General features: G+C 56.8%; 23 protein-coding genes. 17 read left to right on the top strand and 6 right to left on the bottom strand.

Annotated elements, in window-relative coordinates; all coding sequences use genetic code 11:
• Positions 1-34: 34 nt before the first annotated feature.
• The 5 genes from AC2FGE_RS03470 to paaG all read right to left on the bottom strand — a co-directional run bounded on the left by AC2FGE_RS03470 (position 35) and on the right by paaG (position 4,119).
• Entirely contained in the window at positions 35-673 is a 639-nt protein-coding gene (locus AC2FGE_RS03470) for a 2-hydroxychromene-2-carboxylate isomerase (RefSeq protein WP_496817799.1), read from the bottom strand.
• A 298-nt stretch (positions 674-971) separates the two neighbouring features.
• A complete protein-coding gene (locus tag AC2FGE_RS03465; protein WP_496817798.1) occupies positions 972-1,568 on the bottom strand; it encodes a TetR/AcrR family transcriptional regulator in 597 nt (198 codons plus the stop codon).
• A gap of 3 nt (positions 1,569-1,571) precedes the next feature.
• On the bottom strand, positions 1,572-2,882 hold the full coding sequence (gene paaK / locus AC2FGE_RS03460) for a phenylacetate--CoA ligase PaaK (RefSeq protein WP_496817797.1): 1,311 nt from the start codon (positions 2,880-2,882) through the stop codon (positions 1,572-1,574).
• 23 nt (positions 2,883-2,905) lie between these two features.
• Entirely contained in the window at positions 2,906-3,331 is a 426-nt protein-coding gene (gene paaI / locus AC2FGE_RS03455) for a hydroxyphenylacetyl-CoA thioesterase PaaI (protein ID WP_496818290.1), read from the bottom strand.
• Positions 3,332-3,333: 2 nt separating this feature from the next.
• Positions 3,334-4,119, bottom strand: coding sequence for a 2-(1,2-epoxy-1,2-dihydrophenyl)acetyl-CoA isomerase PaaG (gene paaG, locus AC2FGE_RS03450; RefSeq protein WP_496817796.1), 786 nt, complete (start codon positions 4,117-4,119; stop codon positions 3,334-3,336).
• Positions 4,120-4,222: 103 nt separating this feature from the next.
• Between paaG and AC2FGE_RS03445 the strand changes: the two genes are divergently transcribed.
• From AC2FGE_RS03445 to AC2FGE_RS03380, 14 genes are all read left to right on the top strand, one after another.
• Positions 4,223-6,256 carry an FAD-dependent oxidoreductase gene (locus tag AC2FGE_RS03445; RefSeq protein ID WP_496817795.1) on the top strand — a complete coding sequence of 678 codons (2,034 nt, stop codon included), beginning with the start codon at positions 4,223-4,225 and terminating at the stop codon, positions 6,254-6,256.
• 68 nt (positions 6,257-6,324) lie between these two features.
• Positions 6,325-7,344, top strand: coding sequence for a TRAP transporter substrate-binding protein (locus AC2FGE_RS03440; RefSeq protein ID WP_496817794.1), 1,020 nt, complete (start codon positions 6,325-6,327; stop codon positions 7,342-7,344).
• A gap of 57 nt (positions 7,345-7,401) precedes the next feature.
• Positions 7,402-7,908, top strand: coding sequence for a TRAP transporter small permease (locus AC2FGE_RS03435; protein WP_496817793.1), 507 nt, complete (start codon positions 7,402-7,404; stop codon positions 7,906-7,908).
• Positions 7,905-9,257 carry a TRAP transporter large permease gene (locus AC2FGE_RS03430; RefSeq protein ID WP_496817792.1) on the top strand — a complete coding sequence of 451 codons (1,353 nt, stop codon included), beginning with the start codon at positions 7,905-7,907 and terminating at the stop codon, positions 9,255-9,257. The genes AC2FGE_RS03435 and AC2FGE_RS03430 overlap by 4 nt, the downstream gene beginning before the upstream one ends.
• A complete protein-coding gene (locus AC2FGE_RS03425) occupies positions 9,257-10,444 on the top strand; it encodes a cytochrome P450 (protein WP_496817791.1) in 1,188 nt (395 codons plus the stop codon). The genes AC2FGE_RS03430 and AC2FGE_RS03425 overlap by 1 nt, the downstream gene beginning before the upstream one ends.
• 118 nt (positions 10,445-10,562) lie before the next feature.
• Positions 10,563-12,593, top strand: coding sequence for a phenylacetic acid degradation bifunctional protein PaaZ (gene paaZ / locus AC2FGE_RS03420; RefSeq protein WP_496817790.1), 2,031 nt, complete (start codon positions 10,563-10,565; stop codon positions 12,591-12,593).
• A gap of 49 nt (positions 12,594-12,642) precedes the next feature.
• A complete protein-coding gene (locus AC2FGE_RS03415; RefSeq protein ID WP_496817789.1) occupies positions 12,643-13,458 on the top strand; it encodes a PaaX family transcriptional regulator C-terminal domain-containing protein in 816 nt (271 codons plus the stop codon).
• A gap of 171 nt (positions 13,459-13,629) precedes the next feature.
• A complete protein-coding gene (pcaF, locus tag AC2FGE_RS03410) occupies positions 13,630-14,832 on the top strand; it encodes a 3-oxoadipyl-CoA thiolase (RefSeq protein ID WP_496817788.1) in 1,203 nt (400 codons plus the stop codon).
• Positions 14,833-14,899: 67 nt separating this feature from the next.
• Positions 14,900-15,877: a 1,2-phenylacetyl-CoA epoxidase subunit PaaA gene (gene paaA / locus AC2FGE_RS03405; protein WP_496817787.1), complete on the top strand. Its 978-nt coding sequence runs from the start codon at positions 14,900-14,902 to the stop codon at positions 15,875-15,877.
• Positions 15,878-15,900: 23 nt separating this feature from the next.
• Positions 15,901-16,185: a 1,2-phenylacetyl-CoA epoxidase subunit PaaB gene (paaB, locus tag AC2FGE_RS03400; RefSeq protein ID WP_496817786.1), complete on the top strand. Its 285-nt coding sequence runs from the start codon at positions 15,901-15,903 to the stop codon at positions 16,183-16,185.
• Positions 16,185-16,943: a 1,2-phenylacetyl-CoA epoxidase subunit PaaC gene (paaC, locus tag AC2FGE_RS03395; protein ID WP_496817785.1), complete on the top strand. Its 759-nt coding sequence runs from the start codon at positions 16,185-16,187 to the stop codon at positions 16,941-16,943. The genes paaB and paaC overlap by 1 nt, the downstream gene beginning before the upstream one ends.
• Before the next feature lie 6 nt (positions 16,944-16,949).
• Positions 16,950-17,411, top strand: coding sequence for a 1,2-phenylacetyl-CoA epoxidase subunit PaaD (gene paaD, locus AC2FGE_RS03390; RefSeq protein WP_496817784.1), 462 nt, complete (start codon positions 16,950-16,952; stop codon positions 17,409-17,411).
• 13 nt (positions 17,412-17,424) lie between these two features.
• Positions 17,425-18,498 carry a 2Fe-2S iron-sulfur cluster-binding protein gene (locus AC2FGE_RS03385; protein WP_496817783.1) on the top strand — a complete coding sequence of 358 codons (1,074 nt, stop codon included), beginning with the start codon at positions 17,425-17,427 and terminating at the stop codon, positions 18,496-18,498.
• Positions 18,499-18,511: 13 nt separating this feature from the next.
• Entirely contained in the window at positions 18,512-19,273 is a 762-nt protein-coding gene (locus AC2FGE_RS03380) for a Phenylacetic acid catabolic protein (RefSeq protein WP_496817782.1), read from the top strand.
• A gap of 16 nt (positions 19,274-19,289) precedes the next feature.
• On the opposite strand, the gene AC2FGE_RS03375 is transcribed toward AC2FGE_RS03380, so the two are convergent.
• Positions 19,290-19,778, bottom strand: coding sequence for a MarR family winged helix-turn-helix transcriptional regulator (locus AC2FGE_RS03375; protein WP_496817781.1), 489 nt, complete (start codon positions 19,776-19,778; stop codon positions 19,290-19,292).
• A 137-nt stretch (positions 19,779-19,915) separates the two neighbouring features.
• On the opposite strand from AC2FGE_RS03375, the gene AC2FGE_RS03370 reads away from it, so the two are divergent.
• From AC2FGE_RS03370 to AC2FGE_RS03360, 3 genes are read left to right on the top strand one after another with little or no spacing between them, the layout of a single operon-like run.
• Entirely contained in the window at positions 19,916-20,866 is a 951-nt protein-coding gene (locus AC2FGE_RS03370) for an MBL fold metallo-hydrolase (RefSeq protein ID WP_496817780.1), read from the top strand.
• 6 nt (positions 20,867-20,872) lie between these two features.
• Positions 20,873-22,489 carry an FAD-dependent oxidoreductase gene (locus AC2FGE_RS03365; protein WP_496817779.1) on the top strand — a complete coding sequence of 539 codons (1,617 nt, stop codon included), beginning with the start codon at positions 20,873-20,875 and terminating at the stop codon, positions 22,487-22,489.
• Positions 22,490-22,492: 3 nt separating this feature from the next.
• Positions 22,493-22,702: a DUF2783 domain-containing protein gene (locus AC2FGE_RS03360; RefSeq protein WP_496817778.1), complete on the top strand. Its 210-nt coding sequence runs from the start codon at positions 22,493-22,495 to the stop codon at positions 22,700-22,702.
• Positions 22,703-22,712: the final 10 nt, after the last annotated feature.

Raw genomic sequence — 22,712 nt, 5'->3', positions numbered from 1 at the left:
CGCTCTGGAGCGTCAAACGCGGTGTGTTATGGTATCAGTCAACCGCTGGGTTGGTCCACGCCGAAGGCTGGAACGGCCGCTCAAGGGCGCGTTCCACGAGGCCCAGATGATCCTGACCATAGAACGGGTCTCCGTCCACGATATAGGTGGGTGAGCCAAAGATGTTGCGCTCTCTGGCCCAGGTTGAGTTGTCCTGCAGTTTTTGTTGGATTTGCTCTGATCCCGCCTGATCCAACAGCGCCACAAGATCATGACCCAGCTCTGCCGCCACGACCGCAAGCGTTTCGGTATCGGAAAGGTCTGCATCGTCGCGCCAATGGGCCTCGAGCAACCTATGCGCCATAGCATCGGGCCCTTGCCCCGTCTCGCCCAGCGCGATGATCATCCCAGATGCCAGGCTGTAATCCGCATCATGATATGTAGGTCGAAACCGGACGACGGGAACGTCACGATACTCGGCCCAGCGTTCGATTTCTCGCCCAAAGAAATAGTCCACATGGGCCTGCGTCCGCGCATGGAAAGGCTGACTGCCTTGTGCTTCAACCACCGGCGTCAACAAAACCGGTTTGTGGATCAGGGTAGCATCGTGCCGGGCGCAAATCCGCGCCAGCTCGGCCGAACCCAAATAGGCATAAGCGGAATGGGCAGAGTAGACATATTCGATAACTGACATGTCGCACTTATGCGGAAAGCCATTGGGAAAGTACAGCCGGATTGCTTTCGGTGAACCTACCAAAACGCAAGATCTGAAACACTGGGTCCAAGCCATTTCGGCTCCAGTTCAATGCAAACACCTTCGGTATTTCAGCAGCCTAACGTAATCTGCGACAGGAGTGCTTCATTCGGATTTTTCAAACTCTTGCTCCGACACTGCGGGTCTGTATTGCCTCGCTGGTAGCAAAAAGGGGATGGGACGGTGAGACGGCAAAGTTCAAGCGAATCCCACAACTGGGCCTCTGATCAGCGTGCGCCTACAGTTCTCGAATACCATGGACTGTCAGGGTGCAAACAAGGTCAGCATAATCTGCACGCGCCTTGGTTCCGGCCCCCGTATTCCACATGTAGTACCAGTTGAGCATACCAAAGACTGACATCGTCGCGCCGCGCAATTTGTCTTTGTCATGGCCCAAGGTGTCCGGGGACAGTTCTTTCAAAATCTCACGAATGAAGCTCACCAAGTCCAACTGGTAGGCGCGCAGAATCTTCTGCTGGTCTTGACTCAAAGAGCCCATGCCGCTGATTTGAACCCGGTGCTCATCATCTGCCCCTTGATAGGCGTACAGGATTTCGCGCACCGCTTTGCGGAGTTTTTCCTCGGGGCTCAGCCCGTTCAACTCGACATTGCAGATACGATCACGCAGCTCACGAAGATAGGTTTCAAGGATGTCATAAAGGATGGCATCCTTGCTGTCATAGTAATGGTATATATTCGCCTTCGATATCCCGCATTCTTTTGCCAACAATGTCATGGAGGCGCGGTCAAAACCCTGATCCGCAAAAATCTTTGCCGCGCGCTTCAGGATCTGTTCCCGTTTCTGGTCATGGTCTTTGGCGATTGTTCGTGCCATGGCCTATTCCTTGTCGCGGTTGTCGATGATGCGCTTTGCCTTACCCTGAGAGCGTTCGACGTCGCCGGGATCACCTACAACAATTTCCGTTGAGACACCAACCATGTCCTTGATGCGCTTTGTCAGCATACGGGCCGCTGCCGTTTTGGACATTTCATCCGTCGACCCCTCTGTTGCCTCAACAAACACCCGCATCGCGTCCATGCGACCGGATTTGTACAGCTCGATCTGATAGTGAGGGGCCAGACCCCCCGTCGCCATGACCTGTTCTTCGATCTGGCTGGGGAATACGTTGACACCCCGCAGGATCATCATGTCATCACTGCGACCCGTTATCTTGGCCATCCGCCGCATTGAACGCGCCGTTCCGGGCAAAAGGCAGGTCAGATCGCGCGTGCGATAGCGGATCATCGGCAACCCTTCTTTGGTTAATGTGGTAAAGACCAGCTCACCCGTTTCGCCATCCGGCAGAACTTCTCCTGTCGTCGGGTCGATAATCTCGGGCAGGAAATGATCTTCCCAGATCACAGGGCCATCCTTTGTTTCAACGCATTCGCTGGCAACACCAGGCCCCATGATCTCGGACAGGCCATAAATATCGACCGCATGCATATCAAACGCAGCTTCGACCTCAGCGCGCATGGCATCAGTCCAAGGTTCTGCGCCGAAGATACCAACCTTGAGAGAGCTTTTCCGGGGATCAAGCCCCGCCTTGTGAAACTGCTCGAGGATATTGAGCATATATGACGGCGTCACCATGATTGCATCGGGTTGGAAATCGGTGATCAGACCAACCTGCTTTTCGGTTTGTCCGCCGCTCATCGGTACAACGGTCGCACCCAGCCGTTCGATCCCGTAATGGGCGCCCAGACCACCGGTAAACAGGCCATAGCCATAGGCGTTGTGGATCATATCGCCTTTTCGCAAACCAGCCGCCCGCAGCGACCGCGCAACCAGATCGGCCCAATTGTCGATATCGCCTTTGGTATAGCCCACAACCGTTGGTTTGCCGGTCGTGCCGGATGACGCATGCAGCCGGATCACGTCTGAACGAGGAACCGCAAAAAGGCCAAATGGGTAGTTGTCGCGCAGGTCGTTCTTGTAGGTGAACGGGAATTTCGACAGATCCGAGAGGTGCTGCAAATCATTGGGATGCACGCCAGCCTCGTCAAAGCGCTGCTTATACATCGCAACGTTGTCATAGGCATGTCGAACGGACCATTTCAGGCGGTCAAGTTGTGTTGCACGGATTTCATCAATCGAGGCAATTTCTATCGGATCCAAATCCGCTTTGCTCGGTGAGAGGTCATCCATAGTGTTGCTCCTCCGACGTCGTTCTATTCGTCAAAATTCTGTCCGCCAATTGCACGGGACATGCCCCGGAACTCGGCAATTATGATGTCATCCTGGTTGGTGACGCGCACGTCATACACACCGCTACGACCCGCAACCGTGGTTTCGGTGGCCGTTGCGGTCAACCGATCACCCAATTGCCCGGGCGCCAGATAGCTCATCATCGTGTGCTGTCCGACAGTCGCCACATTGCGGCTGTTGCACGCAAAGGCAAACGCGCTGTCTGCCAAAGCGTGTGTCACACCACCATGGCAAATCCCATGCCCGTTGCAGTGATGCGGCGCGACCGTCAAAGCCAGAACGGCGCGGCCTTCGTCAACTTCGACAAGCTCCATCCCGAACCATTTGCTGGCCTCGTCATTGGCCCACATGGCGGCGGCGGATTTGGTTGCGCGTTCTTTCGGGGTCATTGTCATTTGCCCAGAAACCGCGGAGCACGCTTTTCGAGGAAGCTGGATACGCCTTCTGCATAATCCGCGCTTTCCCCACAGATTTTCATGGCGTCCGCTTCGATTTCAAGATGATCCGAAAGCGTGGTTGTCGCAGCAGCCTGAATACACTGTTTGGTTTTGCCCAGCCCAACGGTTGGGCCATTGGCCAATTGGCTGGTCAAAGACCGCGCTTCGGTCAGCAACTCCTCATCAGGAAGTGCCTTCCAGATCAGACCCCATTCCTCCGCTTGGCGTGCGGATAAGGGTTGAGCGGTTAGTGCCAGGCCTTTGGCTCTCGCTTCTCCAACCAAGTGTGGCAAATGCCAACTACCGCCCGTATCAGGGATCAAGCCGACCTTGGCAAAGCTTTGAATGAACTTGGCACTTTCACCGGCCAGGACCATATCGCAGGCCAGTGCCAGATTAGCCCCGGCCCCGGCGGCGACGCCATTTATTGCGCAGACAACGGGAAAATTCAGCGACCGGATCAAACGCACCAACGGGGCGTAATAGGTCCGGACGGTCACGCTCAGATCAGGGGGGCCATCCATTTTTGACGGATCGCGGTCGCCAAGGTCCTGACCGGCACAAAACCCACGGCCCGCGCCCGTCAGCAGGATCGCACGTGCGCCGCTGTCCCGGGCAGATTTCAGGGCATTTTGCAACGCCTCATGCATCTCATCATTGAACGCGTTCAGCTTGTCGGGTCGATTTAAGGTGATTTCCACCCAATACCCATGATCTTCTACAAGAATCGTATCGCTCATGACTGTCCCGCCTGATGCCTGTTGAATTAAAGCATTGCATTAACCGAACGGTTGGTCAATATATGAATCAGTTTCGAATCCGGACCATCTGAAGGGCGCAGACATGCCGCATACGTCACCTGTGAGCTTTGAACTAAGGGGCGATGTTGCGTGGGTCACCATTGACAATCCGCCGGTGAATGCGACCTCGGTCGGCGTTCGTCAGGGACTGGTCGATGCCATTACTGCGGTCAAAGGCGCACGGGTTGCAGTGTTACGATGCGCTGGCAGGACCTTTGTCGCGGGTGGCGACATGTCTGAATTCGACAGACCGCCAGTCGAGCCGCATTTGCCGGATGTCATTCAGATGATTGAAGACAGTGAGGTTCCATTCATCGCCTGCATGCATGGCAATGTTCTGGGCGGTGGGTTTGAGATTGCGATGGCCTGCGCATGGCGCATTGCGGCACCCGGCACCGGCTTCGGACTGCCCGAGGTCAATGTCGGGCTGATCCCCGGCGCGGGCGGCACGCAACGTCTGCCACGCCTTGTGGGGATGGACCTCGCGATTGACCTGGCCTGTTCAGGCAAAATCCTGAAGGCCCAGGTTATGCAACGGCACGGTGCCGTCGATCTGGTGGCTGACCCTGTGGAAGATGCGGTTGAACGCTTTGTCTCTGATTTGCCGAAACGCCCAGTGCCCGTCAGCCAACGCCCTGTTGCGGATTTTGCGCCTGACCTGATTGAGGTCTCGCGCAGTAAACTGGAAAAGCGCGCCAAGGGGCAGCGTTCACCAATGGAAAACCTGACCGCGCTAGGCTGGGCGACAGAACCGTTTTCGGTGGGGCAAGCGAAAGAACGAGCCCTTCATATGGCGCTGCGGCAAAGCGCGGAAAGCCGCGCCTTGCGGCATGCGTTCTTTGCCGAACGCTCAGTCTCAAAACCGGCCATGATCAAGGGTGTCGAGGCGCGTGAAATTCAACGCATTGCCGTTGTCGGTGGCGGTTTGATGGGGGCTGGCATCGCAACCGCCGCGCTGAGCAGTGGATTGTCCGTTACGTTGATTGAGCGGGACACCGAGGCAGTAACCGCCGCTCATGACCGGGTTGACGGTCTGTTGAACGGTGCTGTCAAACGCGGAAAGATGACCGAGGCTGAATTCCAGAATGCCCTGTCCCGGTTTCGCGCCGTTGACAGCTATGCTGAGGCTGCGGATGCGCAACTGGCCATTGAGGCGGTGTTCGAGGATATATCGGTCAAGCAACAGGTCTTTGCCGAACTGGCTCAGCATATGAGCGCTGATACCATTCTGGCCACCAACACCTCGTATCTTGACCCGGATGAAATCTTCGCAGGCATCGAAAGCCCGGCGCGTTGCATCGGATTGCATTTCTTCAGCCCGGCCCATGTGATGAAACTGCTTGAGATTGTGCATACACCCCAGACGGCGCCCGAAGTGGTGGCCACAGGGTTCGCGCTGGGTAAGAAACTGCGCAAGATCTCGGTCCTGTCTGGCATCTGCGATGGATTCATCGGCAACCGTATGCTGGCCGCCTATCGCCGCGCAGCGGATTATCTGCTGGCGGATGGCGCCCTGCCTTATCAGGTGGATCAGGCGATGCGCGACTTTGGAATGCCCATGGGCCCTTACGAACTGCAAGATCTGACCGGGCTGCAGATCGCATGGGCCAATCGAAAACGCAATGCAGCAACACGCGATCCGAACGAACGCTATGTGACCATTGCCGATCAACTCTGTGAGATGGGCCGACTTGGCCAGCGCTCGGGAAAAGGTTGGTATCGATACGAAGCCGGAGATCGCAAACCGATCCGCGACCCCGAAGTTGAGGCGCTGATCGAAACCTATTCAGCCGTCGAAGGTATCACCCGGCGAAGCTTTACCACTCAAGATATTTCTTCGCGTCTTCTGGCCGTATTGGCCAATGAGGGCGACCTGATCATTGAAGAAGGGATCGCCGAAAACGCAGAGGCCGTCGATATGGTTCAAATCCATGGCTATGGCTTCCCGCGCTGGCGCGGCGGGCCTATGAACTATCGCAAAGAAATCGGAAGCCGCGCATCCGCGGCAACCATGCGGGTTGTGGCGGAAGAAAGCCCCGCGTCTTGGGTCATCGCGACCCAAACAAAACGCCAATAACATGTTGATGGTTACAAAAGTAACCATTAGCGCATTCTGAATGCATGTTTCAAAGGGAGGCACTGAACATGAAACTCACCAAGTTAAGCACCTTGCTGGCGTCGGCAGCTTTGGCCGTTTCAGGCACCGTGGCGCTGGCGGCGGATTACACGCTGACGATTTCCAGTTGGGCACCACCGACCCACGGCATCAACGCCAAGATGTGGCCCAAATTCGTTGAGATGGTCGAAGAGGCCACGGATGGCCAGGTCACCGCGGAACTGAAGCTGGGCATTGCGCCTCCACCCGCCCAGATGGACCTGATCATGGACGGGGCGGCGGATGCCTCGATCATCTTCCACGGCTATCAGCCCGGTCGCTTTGTCACCACCAAAATGATCGAACTGCCCGGCTATGAGGGCTCGGCCGAGGCCGCATCGGTGGCCTATTGGCGCGCCTATGACAAGCACCTGAAAGCTGCGGACGAACATCGCGGCGTGAAAGTGATTGCCCTGCACACCCACGGCCCGGCGCAGCTGCATTCCAGCAACCCGGTTACGTCGCTGGACGAGGTTTCGGGCCTTAAGGTTCGTATCCCGGGTGGTGTTGGCGGCGATGTCGGTGCAGCACTTGGCGCAACCGGCATCCAGGTGCCGGCCCCGAAAGTGTACGAGACACTGGCATCGAAAGCAGCAGATGGCGTTGTGATGCCCTTTGAATCTCGTAAAGGTTTCAAGCTGACCGAAGTGGCGCAGAACGTCTATGAAGTTCCCGGCGGTCTGTACCGTGGATCCTTCGCCTTCATCATGAATGAAGACACGTTTGCCGATCTGCCCGCCGATCTTCAAAAAGCGCTCGACGACAATGTGTTCGGAGAGCCCCTGAGCCGTGAAATCGGTAAAATCTGGGATGAGATCGACGCGATAGGTCGCGAGGCAACCGAGGGCACCGAGGGCAATGCAATCAACACCGCGTCTGCCGAAGACCTGGAAAAATTCAACACGATTGCCGTGGATGTCCGTGCCAAGGTCATTGATGAAGTCAATGGTGCAGGCGTCGACGCACAGGCCGCCTATGACCTGATCGTCAACGAAATGGCATCGCAGTAACCAAGCCTGGCTGGCGGAATCAAACCGCTGGCCACCCCCAGCTTGCGGGAACTCTACATGCAATCCTTTGTGACCCTTGCGCGTCGCGTTAGCGTCGCCCCGACGATACTTGCCTGTTTGGCGTTGTTCGTTCTGATGGTGATGACGTTCTTTGACGTCGTGTTGCGATCAGTCTTCAATGCCCCGATTGAGGCGGCAACCGAACTGACACGTATTCTGATGGCCATCCTTGTTTTCTCGGTCCTGCCGATGGTGTCAGCGGGAAAGGGCCAGATCGCCGTTGATCTGACCGACGGGCTGTTTTCACGTTACCGCCTTAGCCGCGCACGGGATGCAATTGTCTATCTGGTCTCGGGCATCATTTTGATCTGGCCCATCCAACTGGTTTGGATTCTGGCTGAGCGGGCGCGAGACTATGGGGATGTGACCGAGTATCTATCGATTCCAGTTTTTTACATCGGTTGGTTCATCGCCGCATCCACCGCGGTCACGGCCGTTGCGATGATCACAACCGGGTTTCTGCACATCTTCGCCCCCCACGTTTTGTCGGAGAACCAGCAATGACTGCTGCGCTGATCGGTTTTGCCCTTGTTCTTGTGCTCGTGCTGCTGCGCTTGCCAATTGTGTTCGCAATGGGCTTGGTCGGGACACTGGGCTTTGCGTATGAGCGTGGTGGAAGCATCCTGTCGGAACGGGGTTTGAAAGCGGCCATGTCCATGGTCGGTCGCCAGATCACCGACACCGCACAGGATTATGGCCTCTCGGTTATTCCGCTGTTTATCCTGATGGGGCTGTTCGTAAACAAAGGCGGGCTGGCACGCGAACTCTACGCTGTGTCGAATGCATTTCTGGGCCATTTCAAAGGCGGCATCGCCATGGCCACGGTTGCGGCCTGTGGCGGGTTTTCAGCCATCTGCGGCTCGTCCTTGGCCACGGCGGCCACGATGTCCAAAGTCGCGATGCCGGAAATGCGCCGCTACCGGTACTCGGATGAGCTCTCGACTGCCTCAATCGCAGCAGGCGGCACATTGGGCATTCTGATCCCGCCCTCCGTGATCCTGGTGATCTATGGTCTGTTGACCGAAACATCCATCGGCAAGCTGTTCGTCGCCGGGATCATCCCTGGTGTTCTTGGCATCCTTTTGTACTTGTTTGCGGTCCGTTGGACCGTCTGGCGCAAACCGGAATCCGGACCAGCTGGTGAGAAGCATGGTTGGGGTGAGCGATTGAAAGCCCTGCGTTCGGTCTGGGCTGTGCTGCTGTTGTTCTTTCTTGTCATCGGCGGGCTCTATGGTGCCTTTGACTTTCATCCGCTGAACCTGACATTCAGCCCGACGGAAGCCGCTGGTATGGGGGCCATGGGCGCCTTCCTGATTGCCCTGTCGCGTGGCGGGCTGAGCCTGAGTTCCACGTTTGAAGTTCTGAAAGAAACTACGTTTACCGCTGCGGCCTTGTTTTCGGTCCTGATCGGGGCGCAGATATTTTCGAACTTCATCAACCTCGCCGGTTTGCCCGAAGCGCTGATCGCGTTGGTCACCGCCTATGATGTAGAACCCTTTGTGGTGATCCTGATGATCCTGGGCATCTACATCATCTTGGGCTGCGTGTTTGAATCGCTGTCGATGCTCCTGCTGACCGTGCCGATCTTTTTCCCGCTTGTGACATCACTGGGCTATGATCCAATCTGGTTCGGCATTGTGGTTGTTGTGGTGACAGAGATCAGCCTGATTACACCGCCAGTTGGCCTGAACGTGTTCATCTTGAAAGGCGTGGTCGGGGATGTCTCGACCGGAACGATCTTCAAAGGTGTTACGCCGTTCTGGATTGCCGATATCTTCCGTCTGGCCCTGATCGTGCTGGTGCCGTGGCTAGTGCTGGTCCTGCCCGAGCATATGGGGGCGATGGGTCACTGATGTTTTCTCTGACCGCGCTTCCCGAAGGGTTCCACGATGACCCCTATCCAGCCTATGCAGCGCTGCGCGAGGAGATGCCGGTTTGCCCGCAGCCTGACGGTTCAATGATCCTGTCGAGGTACGAGGATCTGGATCTGGTCTATCGGGACACGACGCGGTTCATCTCGGACAAAAAAGCAGTGTTTGGCCCCAAATACGGGGTCGACAGCCCCTTATACGAACACCACACCACCAGTCTGGTGTTCAATGATCCGCCCCTGCATACCCGTGTCCGCAAGGTGATGGTTGGGGCAATGAATCCGCGCGCTTTGGCGCAGATGGAACCGGGTTTGATCCACCTGGTCGATGCTCTGCTGGATCAGATGCAGGCTAAAGGCCGTGTGGAGTTGATCGAGGATTTTGCCGGGGCAATCCCAATTGAAATCATCGGCAACTTGCTCGGCATTCCCCGATCCGAACGCGGACCCTTGCGGGATTGGTCTCTGGCCATTCTTGGTGCCTTGGAACCGCAATTGACGCCTGAGCAAGAAGACTGGGGCAATCGCGCTGTCACTGAGTTCAAAGAGTTTCTGCGCCATGTTGTTGATGATCGAAGACGCAACCCTGGAAACCCGAACACGGATGTTCTGACCCGGTTGATTCAGGATGACGCGGATGGCGGCCTGACCGAGGTTGAGCTGTATCAGAACTGCATTTTCATCCTGAATGCAGGGCACGAAACCACAACAAATCTGATCGGCAACGCGCTGGAGTTGCTGGACAGACATCGAGATAAACGAGCCGAATTGCTGGCCTCCCCCGAGTTGATCACCACAGCGATGGATGAGTTTCTGCGCTTGGAAAGCCCGAACCAGTTTGGCAACCGCCTGACCACCGAAGAGGTCACGTTTCATGGTCATACCATCCCGGCGGGTACCGATATTCATTTATGTATCGGGGCAGCCAACCGGGACCCAAGGCAGTTTGACCAGCCTGATGACATGCAGCTGGACCGCAGGCCTAACAAGCACCATGCGTTTGCCGGTGGCCCTCATACCTGCGTCGGTCTGACCCTGGCCCGAATGGAGGGTAAAATTGCCGTCAGTCGGTTTCTGGGCCGTTTTCCAAACTATCAGATCACAGACGGCGCAATACGCGGCGGGCGCATCCGTTTTCGCGGCTTCGCCCAGCTACCAGCGGAGGTTTGACTTGACCAAAGCAACAAATAGCCAGTCGTTAATTATTGACCGACCATACGGTTAATAATATGCTCATCTTTACGGCGCGCAAATCGGCGCAGATCATCTCAGGACTGAGGAGTGGCTCATGACAATCCAACAGGTTTCAAGTTTCGCAGCAGGCGAATGGATTGCCCCGGGCGACGGGGCCCGCACTATTGCCAGCGCCGTAACGGGCGAGGTGATCGCGACCGCAGGCAACAACAGCTTGGATGTGCAGGGCATGCTGGACTATGCCCGCAACATTGGCGGGCCCGCACTGCGTAAGCTGACCTTTCACGAACGCGCCAAGATGCTCAAGGCGCTGTCTCTGTATCTGGGACAGCATAAGCAGGTCATGTATGACCTGTCGTTCAATACAGGTGCCACGCAATCGGATCACCTGATCGATATCGATGGCGGGATCGGCACCATGTTCGTTTTCGCATCAAAAGGCCGCCGAGAGATGCCGGACGGCCATGTATATCTGGACGGCGATGTTGAGCACCTGTCGCGCAACGGCACATTTCTGGGCCAGCACATCTGCACCCCACTTCAGGGCGTGGCAGTCCATATCAATGCATTCAACTTTCCGGTTTGGGGCATGCTGGAAAAACTCGCCCCGGCCTTGCTGGCCGGTGTTCCTGCGATTGTCAAACCGGCGACGAATTCCTGCTATGTCACCGAACTGTGCGTACGATTGATGCTGGATTCGGGCATTCTGCCAGCTGGGGCGCTGCAGCTTGTTTCAGGCGGTCTGGGGGATATGCTGGATCGTCTGACCCTGCAGGATGTGGTCAGTTTTACCGGATCGGCCGACACGGCGCTGAAACTGCGCTCCAACCCTGTCATTCTTGAGAATTCAGTACGGTTTGTTGCCGAACAAGACAGCCTGAATTGTTCGGTTCTGGGCCCCGACGCAGAACCGGGAACGCCAGAATTTGATTTGTTCATCAAAGAAGTTCAGCGCGAGATGACCACAAAGGCAGGTCAGAAATGTACTGCAATCCGCCGGATCATCGCGCCTGAACCACAGGTACAAGCGGTGATCGAAGCCCTTTCCTCGCGCCTGTCCAAAACGGTCATCGGCGACCCGAAACTTGAAACCACGCGCATGGGGGCGCTGGTCTCGAATAGTCAAAAACGGGATGTACTGGAAAAGGCCGCGGTCATTGGGCAAGAAGCCGAGCGTGTGTTTGGCGACCCGGATAACTTTGCCGTTGACGGCGCAGATGCCGACAAGGGGGCTTTCCTGCCGCCGATGCTGTTCCATTGCGCCAATCCGGATGCGGCTACACGCGTTCATGACACTGAGGCCTTCGGGCCGGTCAGCACAATCATGGGATACCGCGATACCGATCACGCGATTGAGTTGGCCAATAAGGGACAAGGCTCTTTGGTTGCGTCGGTCATCACGCATGACACGGATGTAGCTTGCAAATTCGCCATGGGCGCCGGGGCCTATCACGGGCGGCTTTACTTCAACAACAGCGACTCGATGAAAGAATCCACCGGCCATGGCTCTCCGCTGCCCCATATGGTCCATGGCGGCCCCGGCCGCGCCGGTGGCGGCGAGGAGATGGGCGGCGTGCGGGGTGTGAAACACTATATGCAGCGCACTGCTATACAGGGGTCTCCTGACATTCTGGCAGCGATCGGGTCCAAATGGGTTCCGGGCGCGACAGAAATCAAAGGCCCCGCCCACCCCTTCACCCGCCGCTTTAACGATCTTGCCATTGGCGAGACACTCCACACACAGCCGCGCATAGTAACGATGGACGACATCGAACATTTTGCGGAATTCACAGGCGATACGTTCTATGCGCACATGGATCAGAATGCGGCGGAGAGGAACCCGTTCTTCCCTGGTCGCGTCGCACACGGATACCTGCTTTTGTCATTCGCCGCCGGGTTGTTTGTCGAACCGAACGAGGGCCCTGTCCTGGCGAATACGGGCCTTGAAGGGTTGCGTTTCATGAAACCGGTTGTGGCCGGGGATACCATTAAGGTGCGCCTGACCGTCAAGTCGAGGACCAAGCGCAATGACGCGTATGGCGAGGTGCGCTGGCACGTCACTTTGACCCAGCAGGATGATGAGCTTGTCGCTGAATACGAGTTGCTGACGATGGTGGCCTACTAAAGGTCTTGGGCCGGATGGCAATTCAATCCGGTCCGCCTATACTGCGGCCATGAAAGACGCGCCTACCGACTGGTTTGACTCTTGTGTCAGTCAACTGACATCCACCGCCTCCCTGCGGGTGTGGTCGGTGTTGGTCACGATTTTTGGCGATCTTGCGCAACACAAATCAGACCAGATCAGCGGTACGCTGATTACGGCGTTGACGGGTCGTGTTGGCATCAAGTCCGAGGCAACAAGGGTTGCCTTGCATCGATTGCGCAAAGACGGGTGGATCGATAGCACCCGCATCGGGCGCGCCAGCACCCATCACCTTACGGAATATGGCCGCAATCAAAGTGCATCCGCCGCGCCGCGCATTTATGGACGTGAAGTAGATATGCCGAATATCTGGCATGTGCTGATTGCAAACAACACCGACACATCCCGAAAAGAACTGGCAGACCTCTTGCTGACCGGGGACTATGTATCGCTCAATCCGGCAAGCGCAATGGCGTCAGGACCAATGCCGGATGGTCTGGAGGAATTGCTGGGTTATGAAACCAGCGCCATTTCGGTTCCTGAATGGTTGCGAGACCTGTTCGGGCCGGAACCGTTGAAAGCCGCATATGCTGATTTCCTTGAATCTGTTCATGTCGTCGATGGTCTTCTACCCAGAACCGGTGCGGATGATCCGATGGAAACCGCGATGTTACGCGTTCTCGTCGTGCACAATTGGCGCCGCATCGTACTGCGCCACCCGGTCTTGCCAGCAAATTTTCTTCCAGTTGATTGGAAAGGGCCTGAATGCCGAGCGGCTGTTTCCGACCTTCTGGACCGGTTGCCCCGGCCAAAGCTCTCTGCGCTGGAAGCTGAATTGAACAGCTAAGCTGGATCACGGACAACTCGTGGCAAGCATCGGTGGTGACGATTCGATATGTTACAGAAATCGTAAAATATGCTATTCTTCGGTAACATAATGCTTGCCGCGAATCGGCGGGAACCCTATAAACCGACCATACGGTCTATGAATAACGTGAGCACGTAGGAGACTTCACGGATGGATGCATTCATTTGCGATGCGACGCGCACTCCGATCGGGCGATATGGTGGTGCGCTGTCCTCGATCCGCACGGATGATCTGGCGGCTATTCCGCTGGCCGCTTTGAAAGAACGGAACCCGCAAGTGGACTGGTCCAGCGTGGATGATGTCATCTATGGGGATGCCAATCAGGCTGGTGAAAGCAACCGGAATGTGGCGCGGATGGCTGCCTTGTTGGCCGGATTGCCGGTCGAGGTGCCTGGAACCACGGTGAACCGTCTGTGTGCCAGCGGGATGGATGCGGTTGGAATGGTGGCCCGCGGGATCAAGGCAGGGGACTATGACCTGGCGATCGCGGGCGGGGTTGAAAGCATGTCCCGCGCGCCATTTGTGATGCCCAAAGCGACATCCGCGTTCACGCGCAGCAATGCGGTTTATGACACAACGATTGGCTGGCGTTTTGTGAACCCCAAGATGAAGCAGGCCTATGGCGTTGATTCAATGCCACAAACCGCTGACAACGTGGCGGAAGACTACGGTATCAGCCGCGCAGATCAGGACAGTTTCGCCGCGCGCAGTCAGGCCCGATGGGCCGCCGCGCACAAAGCGGGTCTGCTCGCGGATGAAATCACCCCGGTCTGGGTTCCCCAGCGCAAGGGCGATCCGGTTGTAATCGATACTGACGAACACCCGCGCCCGGGCACAACGGCAGAAAAACTGTCGGGCCTCAAAGGGGTGAACGCTCCAGAAAACACGGTAACAGCGGGTAATGCATCGGGCGTCAACGACGGTGCGGCGGCGATATTGATGGCGAATGAGGGGGCGGCTGCAAAGAGCGGCCTTACCCCGATTGCGCGGGTCGTGGGTATGTCCGTTGCCGGGGTTGAGCCACGCGTTATGGGGATTGGCCCAGTTCCGGCCAGCCGAAAGGTGCTGGCCCGGGCCGGGCTGACCATCGAACAGATGGATGTGATAGAGTTGAACGAGGCCTTCGCCGCGCAAGGATTGGCAACGCTCAGAGAGTTGGGCCTGCCTGACGACGCAGTGCATGTAAACCCCAATGGCGGCGCTATTGCCTTAGGCCACCCGCTTGGCATGTCCGGCGCGCGATTGGTGCTGACGGCTGCGTATCAATTGCGCCGGACAGGCGGTCGTTACGCGCTATGCACCATGTGCGTCGGTGTCGGACAGGGTGCTGCTTTGATTTTGGAACGGGTTTGACAGGCAGATCACCGAACGGACAGTGCTGATCGGTTCAAGTCTGGGTCACCTGAATGGAGGACACAAGATGTACGCACAAATGGTTAAATCCGAGGCGACGAATGATGACCCCGAAAAGCTTGCCAAATTTCAGGCAAAGATCGACGCGGACATCAAGATTGAGCCGAAGGACTGGATGCCGCAAGGCTATCGCAAAACGCTGATCCGCCAGATTGGTCAGCACGCCCATTCCGAAATCGTCGGACAACTGCCCGAAGGCAACTGGATCACCCGCGCGCCCACATTGGAACGCAAGGCGATCCTGCTGGCCAAGGTGCAGGATGAGGCCGGACACGGGTTGTACCTCTATTGCGCGGCGGAAACTCTGGGCGTCAGTCGGGACGAGTTGACCGAGATGCTGCTGGACGGTCGGATGAAATATTCCTCGATCTTCAACTACCCCACGCTGAACTGGGCCGATATCGGCGCGGTGGGCTGGCTGGTCGACGGGGCCGCGATCATGAACCAGGTGCCGCTTCAGCGGACATCTTACGGGCCGTACTCACGCGCCATGGTCCGGATTTGCAAGGAAGAAAGCTTTCACCAGCGTCAGGGGTACGATGCCATTCGCAAGATGGCCGAAGGCACACCCCAACAGAAGAAGATGGCACAAGATGCCCTGAACCGCTTCTGGTACCCGTCGCTGATGATGTTCGGGCCATCCGACAAGGACTCGGTGCATTCGACCCAATCTATGGCCTGGAAGATCAAGATGAATACCAACGACGAACTGCGTCAGAAATTCGTCGATCAGACCGTGCCGCAGGCTGAATTCCTGGGGCTGACCGTCCCGGACCCGGACCTGAAATGGAACGAAGAACGCGGCCACTATGACTTTTCAGAACCGGACTGGTCCGAGTTCTTTGATGTGATCAAGGGCAATGGTCCTTGCAACACCGACCGTCTGGCCGCGCGCAACAAGGCCTGGGACAACGGGCAATGGGTGCGGGACGGCCTGCTGGCCCACGCCAAGAAGAAACGCGCCCGTCAAGTGGCCGCTGAATAAGCCTGACCTGAGGAGGAAACCCGATGAAAAACGAATGGCCCCTTTGGGAAGTCTTTATCCGCGGTCAGCACGGTATGAGCCATCGTCATGTCGGCTCACTGCACGCCCCAGATGCGGAAATGGCGATCAAGAACGCACGTGATGTCTACACCCGCCGCAACGAAGGCGTGTCGATCTGGGTGGTCGAGGCGAACAATATCTCGGCCTCATCCCCCAGTGACAAAGGCCCGCTCTATGAGCCCAGCGAAAGCAAGGTCTACCGTCACCCGACATTCTTCGACATCCCCGATGAATTGGGGGCGATGTAATGACCCGCGATGAGGCTTTATTGCAGTTTTTGCTCCGGATGGGGGACAATACCCTGATCCTCGGCCACCGCGTCAGCGAATGGTGCGGTCATGCCCCCGTGCTGGAGGAGGATATCGCACTGGCCAATACCGCACTGGATCTGATCGGCCAAACCCAGATGTGGCTTGGCCTTGCAGGCGAAATCGACGGTGGCAAAAGCGCAGATGAGCTGGCGTTCCTGCGCGATGCCTGGGATTTTCGCAATGTTCTGCTGGTCGAGGTTCCGAACGAAGACTTTGGCCGAACCCTGATGCGCCAGTTCCTGTTTGATGCATGGCATTCGATTATGCTGGGGCGTCTGATCAAATCCTCAGACGACCGTGTCGCGGCCATTGCGGCCAAGGCCAGCAAAGAGGTCACCTATCACCTGGAACGCTCAAGCGACACGGTTGTTGGATTGGGCGACGGAACGGCGGAAAGCCACGACCGGATACAAGCGGCGCTGGACTATCTGTGGCCCTATGTTGGTGAAATGTTCTCCGGCGACAATGTCGACGCAGAGATGGCAGGCGCTGGCATCGCCCCCAATCCCGCCGATCTGCGCACCGAATATGACACATTGGTCCAACGTGTTCTGGCGGATGCAACGCTGACCATCCCCGACAGCGCATTTGCACATAAGGGCGGGCGCAACGGGCAAATGCATACCGAACATCTGGGGCACCTGCTGACTCAAATGCAATGGCTTCAACGCGCCTATCCCGGCGCCAGCTGGTAAGCTGATATGGACCGGGTGCCGACAGACCAGATTTGGAAATGGCTGGATGCTGTGCCCGACCCTGAAATCCCTGTGATTTCAGTGGTCGATCTTGGGATCGTGCGCGATGTGCAATGGGATGCTGGAACGCTGACCGTGACGGTTACCCCAACCTATTCCGGTTGTCCTGCAACTTCTGTCATCAGGATGGACATCGAAACGGCGCTGCGGGATCACGGGATCAAGGATCTGAGGATCAAAACCACCATCTCGCCCGCCTGGACCACAGATTGGCTGAGTGACAAAGGCCGCGCCCGGCTGGAAGAATACGGGATCGCCCCCCCGCAACCGGCAGGCGGCCCCGAGCGTTGTCCACATTGCGGCAGCAAGGCAGTTGAAAAGGTCAGCCAGTTTGGCTCGACCCCGTGCAAGGCGCACTGGCGTTGCACCGACTGTCTGGAACCCTTCGATTATTTCAAGTGCATCTGAGGAGAAGAACCGGATGGCACGTTTCCATGATCTGAAAGTCACCGATATTCACAAAACGATCCGCGATGCGGTGGTTGTGACGCTCGAACCCATGAACGGGGCGGCGGATCAGTTCGACTTTACCGCCGGTCAGTACCTGACATTCCGGCGCGATTTTGAGGGCGAAGAACTGCGCCGATCCTACTCGATCTGCGCAGGCAAGGACGATGGCGTTTTGCAGGTTGGCATCAAACGTGTTGATGGCGGCGCGTTCTCGGGCTGGGCAAACGCTGAACTGAGTGTCGGAGACATTGTGCAGGCCATGCCGCCTATGGGCAGCTTCCACGCTCCCATCGATGCTAGTGCCGAAAAGCAATATCTCGGTTTTGCCGGTGGATCTGGCGTGACGCCGGTTCTGTCGATCCTCAAAACCACCCTCGCCCGTGAACCCCAGTCTCGGTTTACGCTGATCTATGCCAACAAAGGCATCAACACGATCATGTTCCGCGAGGAGTTGGAGGACCTCAAGAACCTCTATATGGGCCGTTTGAATGTAATCCATATTCTGGAAACGGATTCCCAGGAAATCGACCTGTTCACCGGGTTGGTCACACAGGAAAAATGCGCGGACCTGTTCAAGCACTGGGTCGATATCGAAAACGTCGATACGGCGTTCATTTGTGGGCCTGAACCAATGATGCTGGGGATTGCCGCCGCCCTGCGCGACCACGGGCTGGATGATGGCCAGATCAAGTTCGAACTGTTCGCCAGCGCGCAGCCCGGTCGCGCAAAGCGCAAGGCGAGCACGGCCGATGCCGACCGGACGGACAATCAGACCAGTGCGTCCATTACGCTGGATGGCTCAACGCAGACCCTGACCATTCCCAAGGACATGTCCGTGCTTGATGCCGCCTTGGAAAACGCAATGGACGCCCCCTTTGCCTGCAAGGCCGGCGTGTGTTCGACCTGTCGCTGCAAGGTACTGGAAGGCGAGGTTGAGATGCTCGCCAACCATGCGCTTGAGGATTACGAGGTTGCGAAGGGCTACGTGCTGAGCTGTCAGGCCTATCCGCTGACAGACCGCGTGGTCGTGGATTACGATCAGTAGCGAGGAACCCGATATGAACGACGCTATGACCCTCGACACCTATCTTGCCTCGGGCGGTGTATTGACCAACCCGTCAAACGTTCCGCCACGCTATCGCGCAGAACTGTTGAAACTGATGGCAACATTTGTCGACAGCGAGCTGGCAGGGGCAGCAGGTTTTGCAGATGTGATCAACCTTGGACCCGGTATCAAGGAACGCATAGCGGCCTCAAAGATCGTGCTTGAAAAAACGGATCATGCAGACCGCGTTTTGAACATCATGGGCGAATTCGGCGTCGATACGGAACGTTATGCCAATCATCACCCCTGGACGGCGCGGCTGAATCGGGATGCGGATATCGGGGCCACCCGATCCGAACACGACATGCGTCTGGCTGTGTTCAACTATCCGTTTTCGGGCTGGTCAGACGCGGTGATCATGAATCTGCTCATGAGCGGTGCTGTGGCCGAGCAACTGGCCGAATACTTAACGATTTCATATCAGCCGCTGGCCGAAGCTTTCCGCACAATCGCTCCGACCGAAGCACATCATGGTGAGTTGGCGAAAGAGGGGGCGATCATACTGATCGAACAAGGCGAGGCTGAGCTTTTGCAAGCCTCGGTCACCTACTGGTGGCCCCGCGTTGCTGGCTCATTCGGTGGTGACGATGCAAAGCGGTTCGCGCTTCTGAAATCACTTGGGCTGCGGCGGAACACAAACGCTTTGTTGCGCGACCGTTGGCACAAGACGATGGCTGAGATCCTGAAAACGTTGGGAATGTCGGCACCTTCCTAAAAACAGGGGGTTGGCTTCAGGTCTCAACACCGTCCAGATCCATGGCCGAGCGCGGCTTGGCCTGCGGGTCCTTGTCCAGAGCATGATGCATGCGCTCCATGACTGTGTAGAATGTTGCCAATTCGTCTGGGCTTGCAACCGCCAGCAAACGGTCTTCGATCTCTCGGGCGGCAGGCAATATGCCAGCCAGCGCTTGGTGCCCGGCATCGGTCAGAGAAATCGAAACAAGCCGCGCATCCGTATCACCCGGCACCTTTGTGACCAACCCGTCCGCTTCAAGCTTGGAAACCGCGCGACTGACCCGTGGCTTTTCAAGATTCACATAGGTACGAATATCGCGGACCGATGCAGTTCCACAGCGCTGCAGATGCACCAGCACCCGCCATTCGGCGGCAACCAGCCCATGCGTCCGTTCATATTCAACCGACAAGCGGCGGCTGACCCGTTCGGACAATATCGCAAGCCGGTACGGTAAGAAGGAAGACAGGTTAAATTCGTCTGACATTTCGGCAGAATCCAAGATCGTTGCATCTAAAACGATATTGACTTTTATCTCATTTGCAAAGACAAACAACTCGTTGCATATGAAACAAACTGCCGTTCAGCGTTCAAACGTGCGGTTGCAAGAGGGAGAAGCCGATCATGGCAAAAGCATTCGCAAGCCAAGGGGATATGTCCGAAAAGAATATCTCTTTCACCGAGATCGGCGATGGGCTTTATGCATTTACTGCCGAGGGCGATCCGAATTCGGGCGTGATCATCGGTGACGACAGTGTCATGATAATCGAGGCTCAGGCCACCCCGCGCCTTGCACAAAAGGTGATCGACTGCGTGCGCAGCGTGACCGATAAGCCAATCTCACATGTGGTTCTGACCCACTACCACGCTGTGCGTGTGTTGGGGGCCTCAGCCTTTGGTGCAGATCAGATCATCATGTCCGATGCGGCGCGCGCCATGGTTGTGGAGCGCGGGCAGGAAGATTGGGACAGCGAGTTTCAGCGTTTCCCACGCCTGTTCGAAGGACATGAAAGCATCCCCGGTCTGACCTGGCCTACAACAACCTTTAACGATCAAATGACCGTCTATCTGGGCAACCGCAAGGTTGTCATCAAGCAGATCGGGCGAGCGCATACGGCGGGTGACAGCATCATCTGGGTGCCCGATAGCCAGACGATGTTCACCGGTGATATCGTTGAATATCACTCGGCCTGCTACTGCGGTGACGGCCATTTCGAAGATTGGGGCGCAACACTGGATGCGGTCAAATCCTACAATCCGCAAAGTATTGCTCCCGGACGTGGGGATGCGCTGGTCGGGCGTCAGATGGTCGATGCGGCACTAGCCAATACCCGCGACTTTGTAGACAGCACCTATAATGCGGTGAAACCTGTTGCTGCGAAGGGCGGCTCGCTCAAAGACGCGTGGGATGCGGTGCGCGCCGAATGTGATCCAAAGTTCAAGGATTATGCCATTTATGAACACTGCCTGCCCTTCAACGTCGCGCGCGCCTATGACGAGGCTCGCGGCATCGACACCCCCCGGATCTGGACCGCCCAGCGCGATCTGGACATGTGGGAGGCCCTGCAGGGGTAAACCGCCATGGTTACAGCGCGATATCAAACGGCCTTTCAGCTTTATCCCTATGAAAGGGTCCCCGATCAGGACGAACCCAGACCCAACCGCCATCCGGTTGTGATCGTGGGTGGTGGCCCCGTTGGGATGGGGCTTGCACTGGATCTTGGTAAAAAAGGCGTTGGTTGCCTTGTCCTGGATGACCATGACGGAGTGGGCATGGGCAGCCGCGCGATTTGCTTTTCCAAGCGAACATTGGAAATTTGCGACCGTCTTGGATGTGGCGATCCGATGGTGGAGAAAGGCGTGGTCTGGAATCTGGGCCGGGTCTACCGTGACACGGAAGAAATATATTCGTTCAACCTATTGCCAGAAGAAGGCCACAAACGCCCCGCCTTCATCAACCTGCAACAACCCTATTTTGAGCAATTCGTCATCGAGGAAATTCGCCGCCAACAGGCTTTAGGCGCACCGATTGAGATTCGCGGACAGAACCAGGTTACCGCGCTGACACAAAACCAAGATCACATCCTTTTGGATGTCGATACCCCGGACGGGCCCTATCAGATCGAAGCCGACTACCTTGTGGCCTGCGATGGTGCGAGTTCGCCCACGCGCGAGATGCTGGGGCTTGGTTTCGAAGGTCGCGTGTTCGAGGACAACTTCCTGATCGCCGATATCAAGATGAAGGCTGATTTCCCGGTCGAGCGTCGGTTCTGGTTTGATCCCCCCTTCAATCGCGGTGAAACCGCCCTCATGCATAAGCAGCCCGACAATGTCTGGCGACTTGATTTCCAGCTTGGGTGGGACATTGATCGCAAGGCCGAACTGGACCCTGATAAGGTCGCCTCCCGTGTATCGGCGATGATCGGGGAAGACGTCGAGTTCGAGCCGGTCTGGTCATCAATCTATACGTTCCGTTGTTGCACGATGAAAGACTATCGCCATGGTCGGATATTCTTTGCAGGCGACAGCGCCCATCAGGTCAGCCCCTTTGGTGCCCGCGGCTGCAATGGCGGCATTCAGGATATCGACAATCTTGGCTGGAAACTGGCAGCAGTAATCCAGGGCGATGCGCCAGATACGTTGCTCGACAGCTACCATACCGAACGCAAGCATGGCGCCATGGAGAACATCAAAAACTCCAGCCGCAGCGCTGATTTTCTAACGCCTCGGAACCCTGCGCATGCGTTGTTCCGCGATGCGGTGCTTGATTTGGTCACCGATTTTGATTTCGCACGCCCTTTGGTGAATTCAGGCCGCCTGTCGGTGCCCTGCACCTATGATCATTCGCCGCTGAATAGTGACGACGGGGTGCCCGATGGGCCAGCCTGCACACGACCCGGCAGCCCGCTACCTGATGCGCCTTTGGAAAACGGGTTTCTACTGGATCGTCTCAACACTGGTACATTCTCGATCCTCGCACTGAATTGCGATCTACCCAAGCAGCTAGAAGTGGCTGAGCAGTCACTGGATTGTCTTACCTTGCAGAACGTCACAGGCCATTTGGCCGAACGCTATCTGGGCGAGGCTCAATCAGTCATTTTGTTGATCCGCCCCGATCAGCATGTCGCCGGTCGTTGGCCACAGTTTGATCCCAGTGTCATTGAGACAGCGATGCAAAAAGCCTCGGGGAGGGGCTAAACCGTGTCACACCTGATCCTGACCCAGAACTTCGACAATGGCGACGATTTCTATGAGGCGCTGCTGAATGCCCATGACGGGTTGAACGAAGCAGACGTCCACGCGCTGAACGCCCGATTGATCCTGATCCTGGCCAATCACATTGGCGATCAGTCGATACTCGAGGCCGCACTGAATGCAGCCCGAAAAGCTGCGAAACCCAATTCTAGCTAGGGGCTTAGAC

The organism is Ruegeria sp. YTSA075 (genome assembly GCF_059610245.1).
This window is presented reverse-complemented; position numbering and strand designations above follow the sequence as displayed.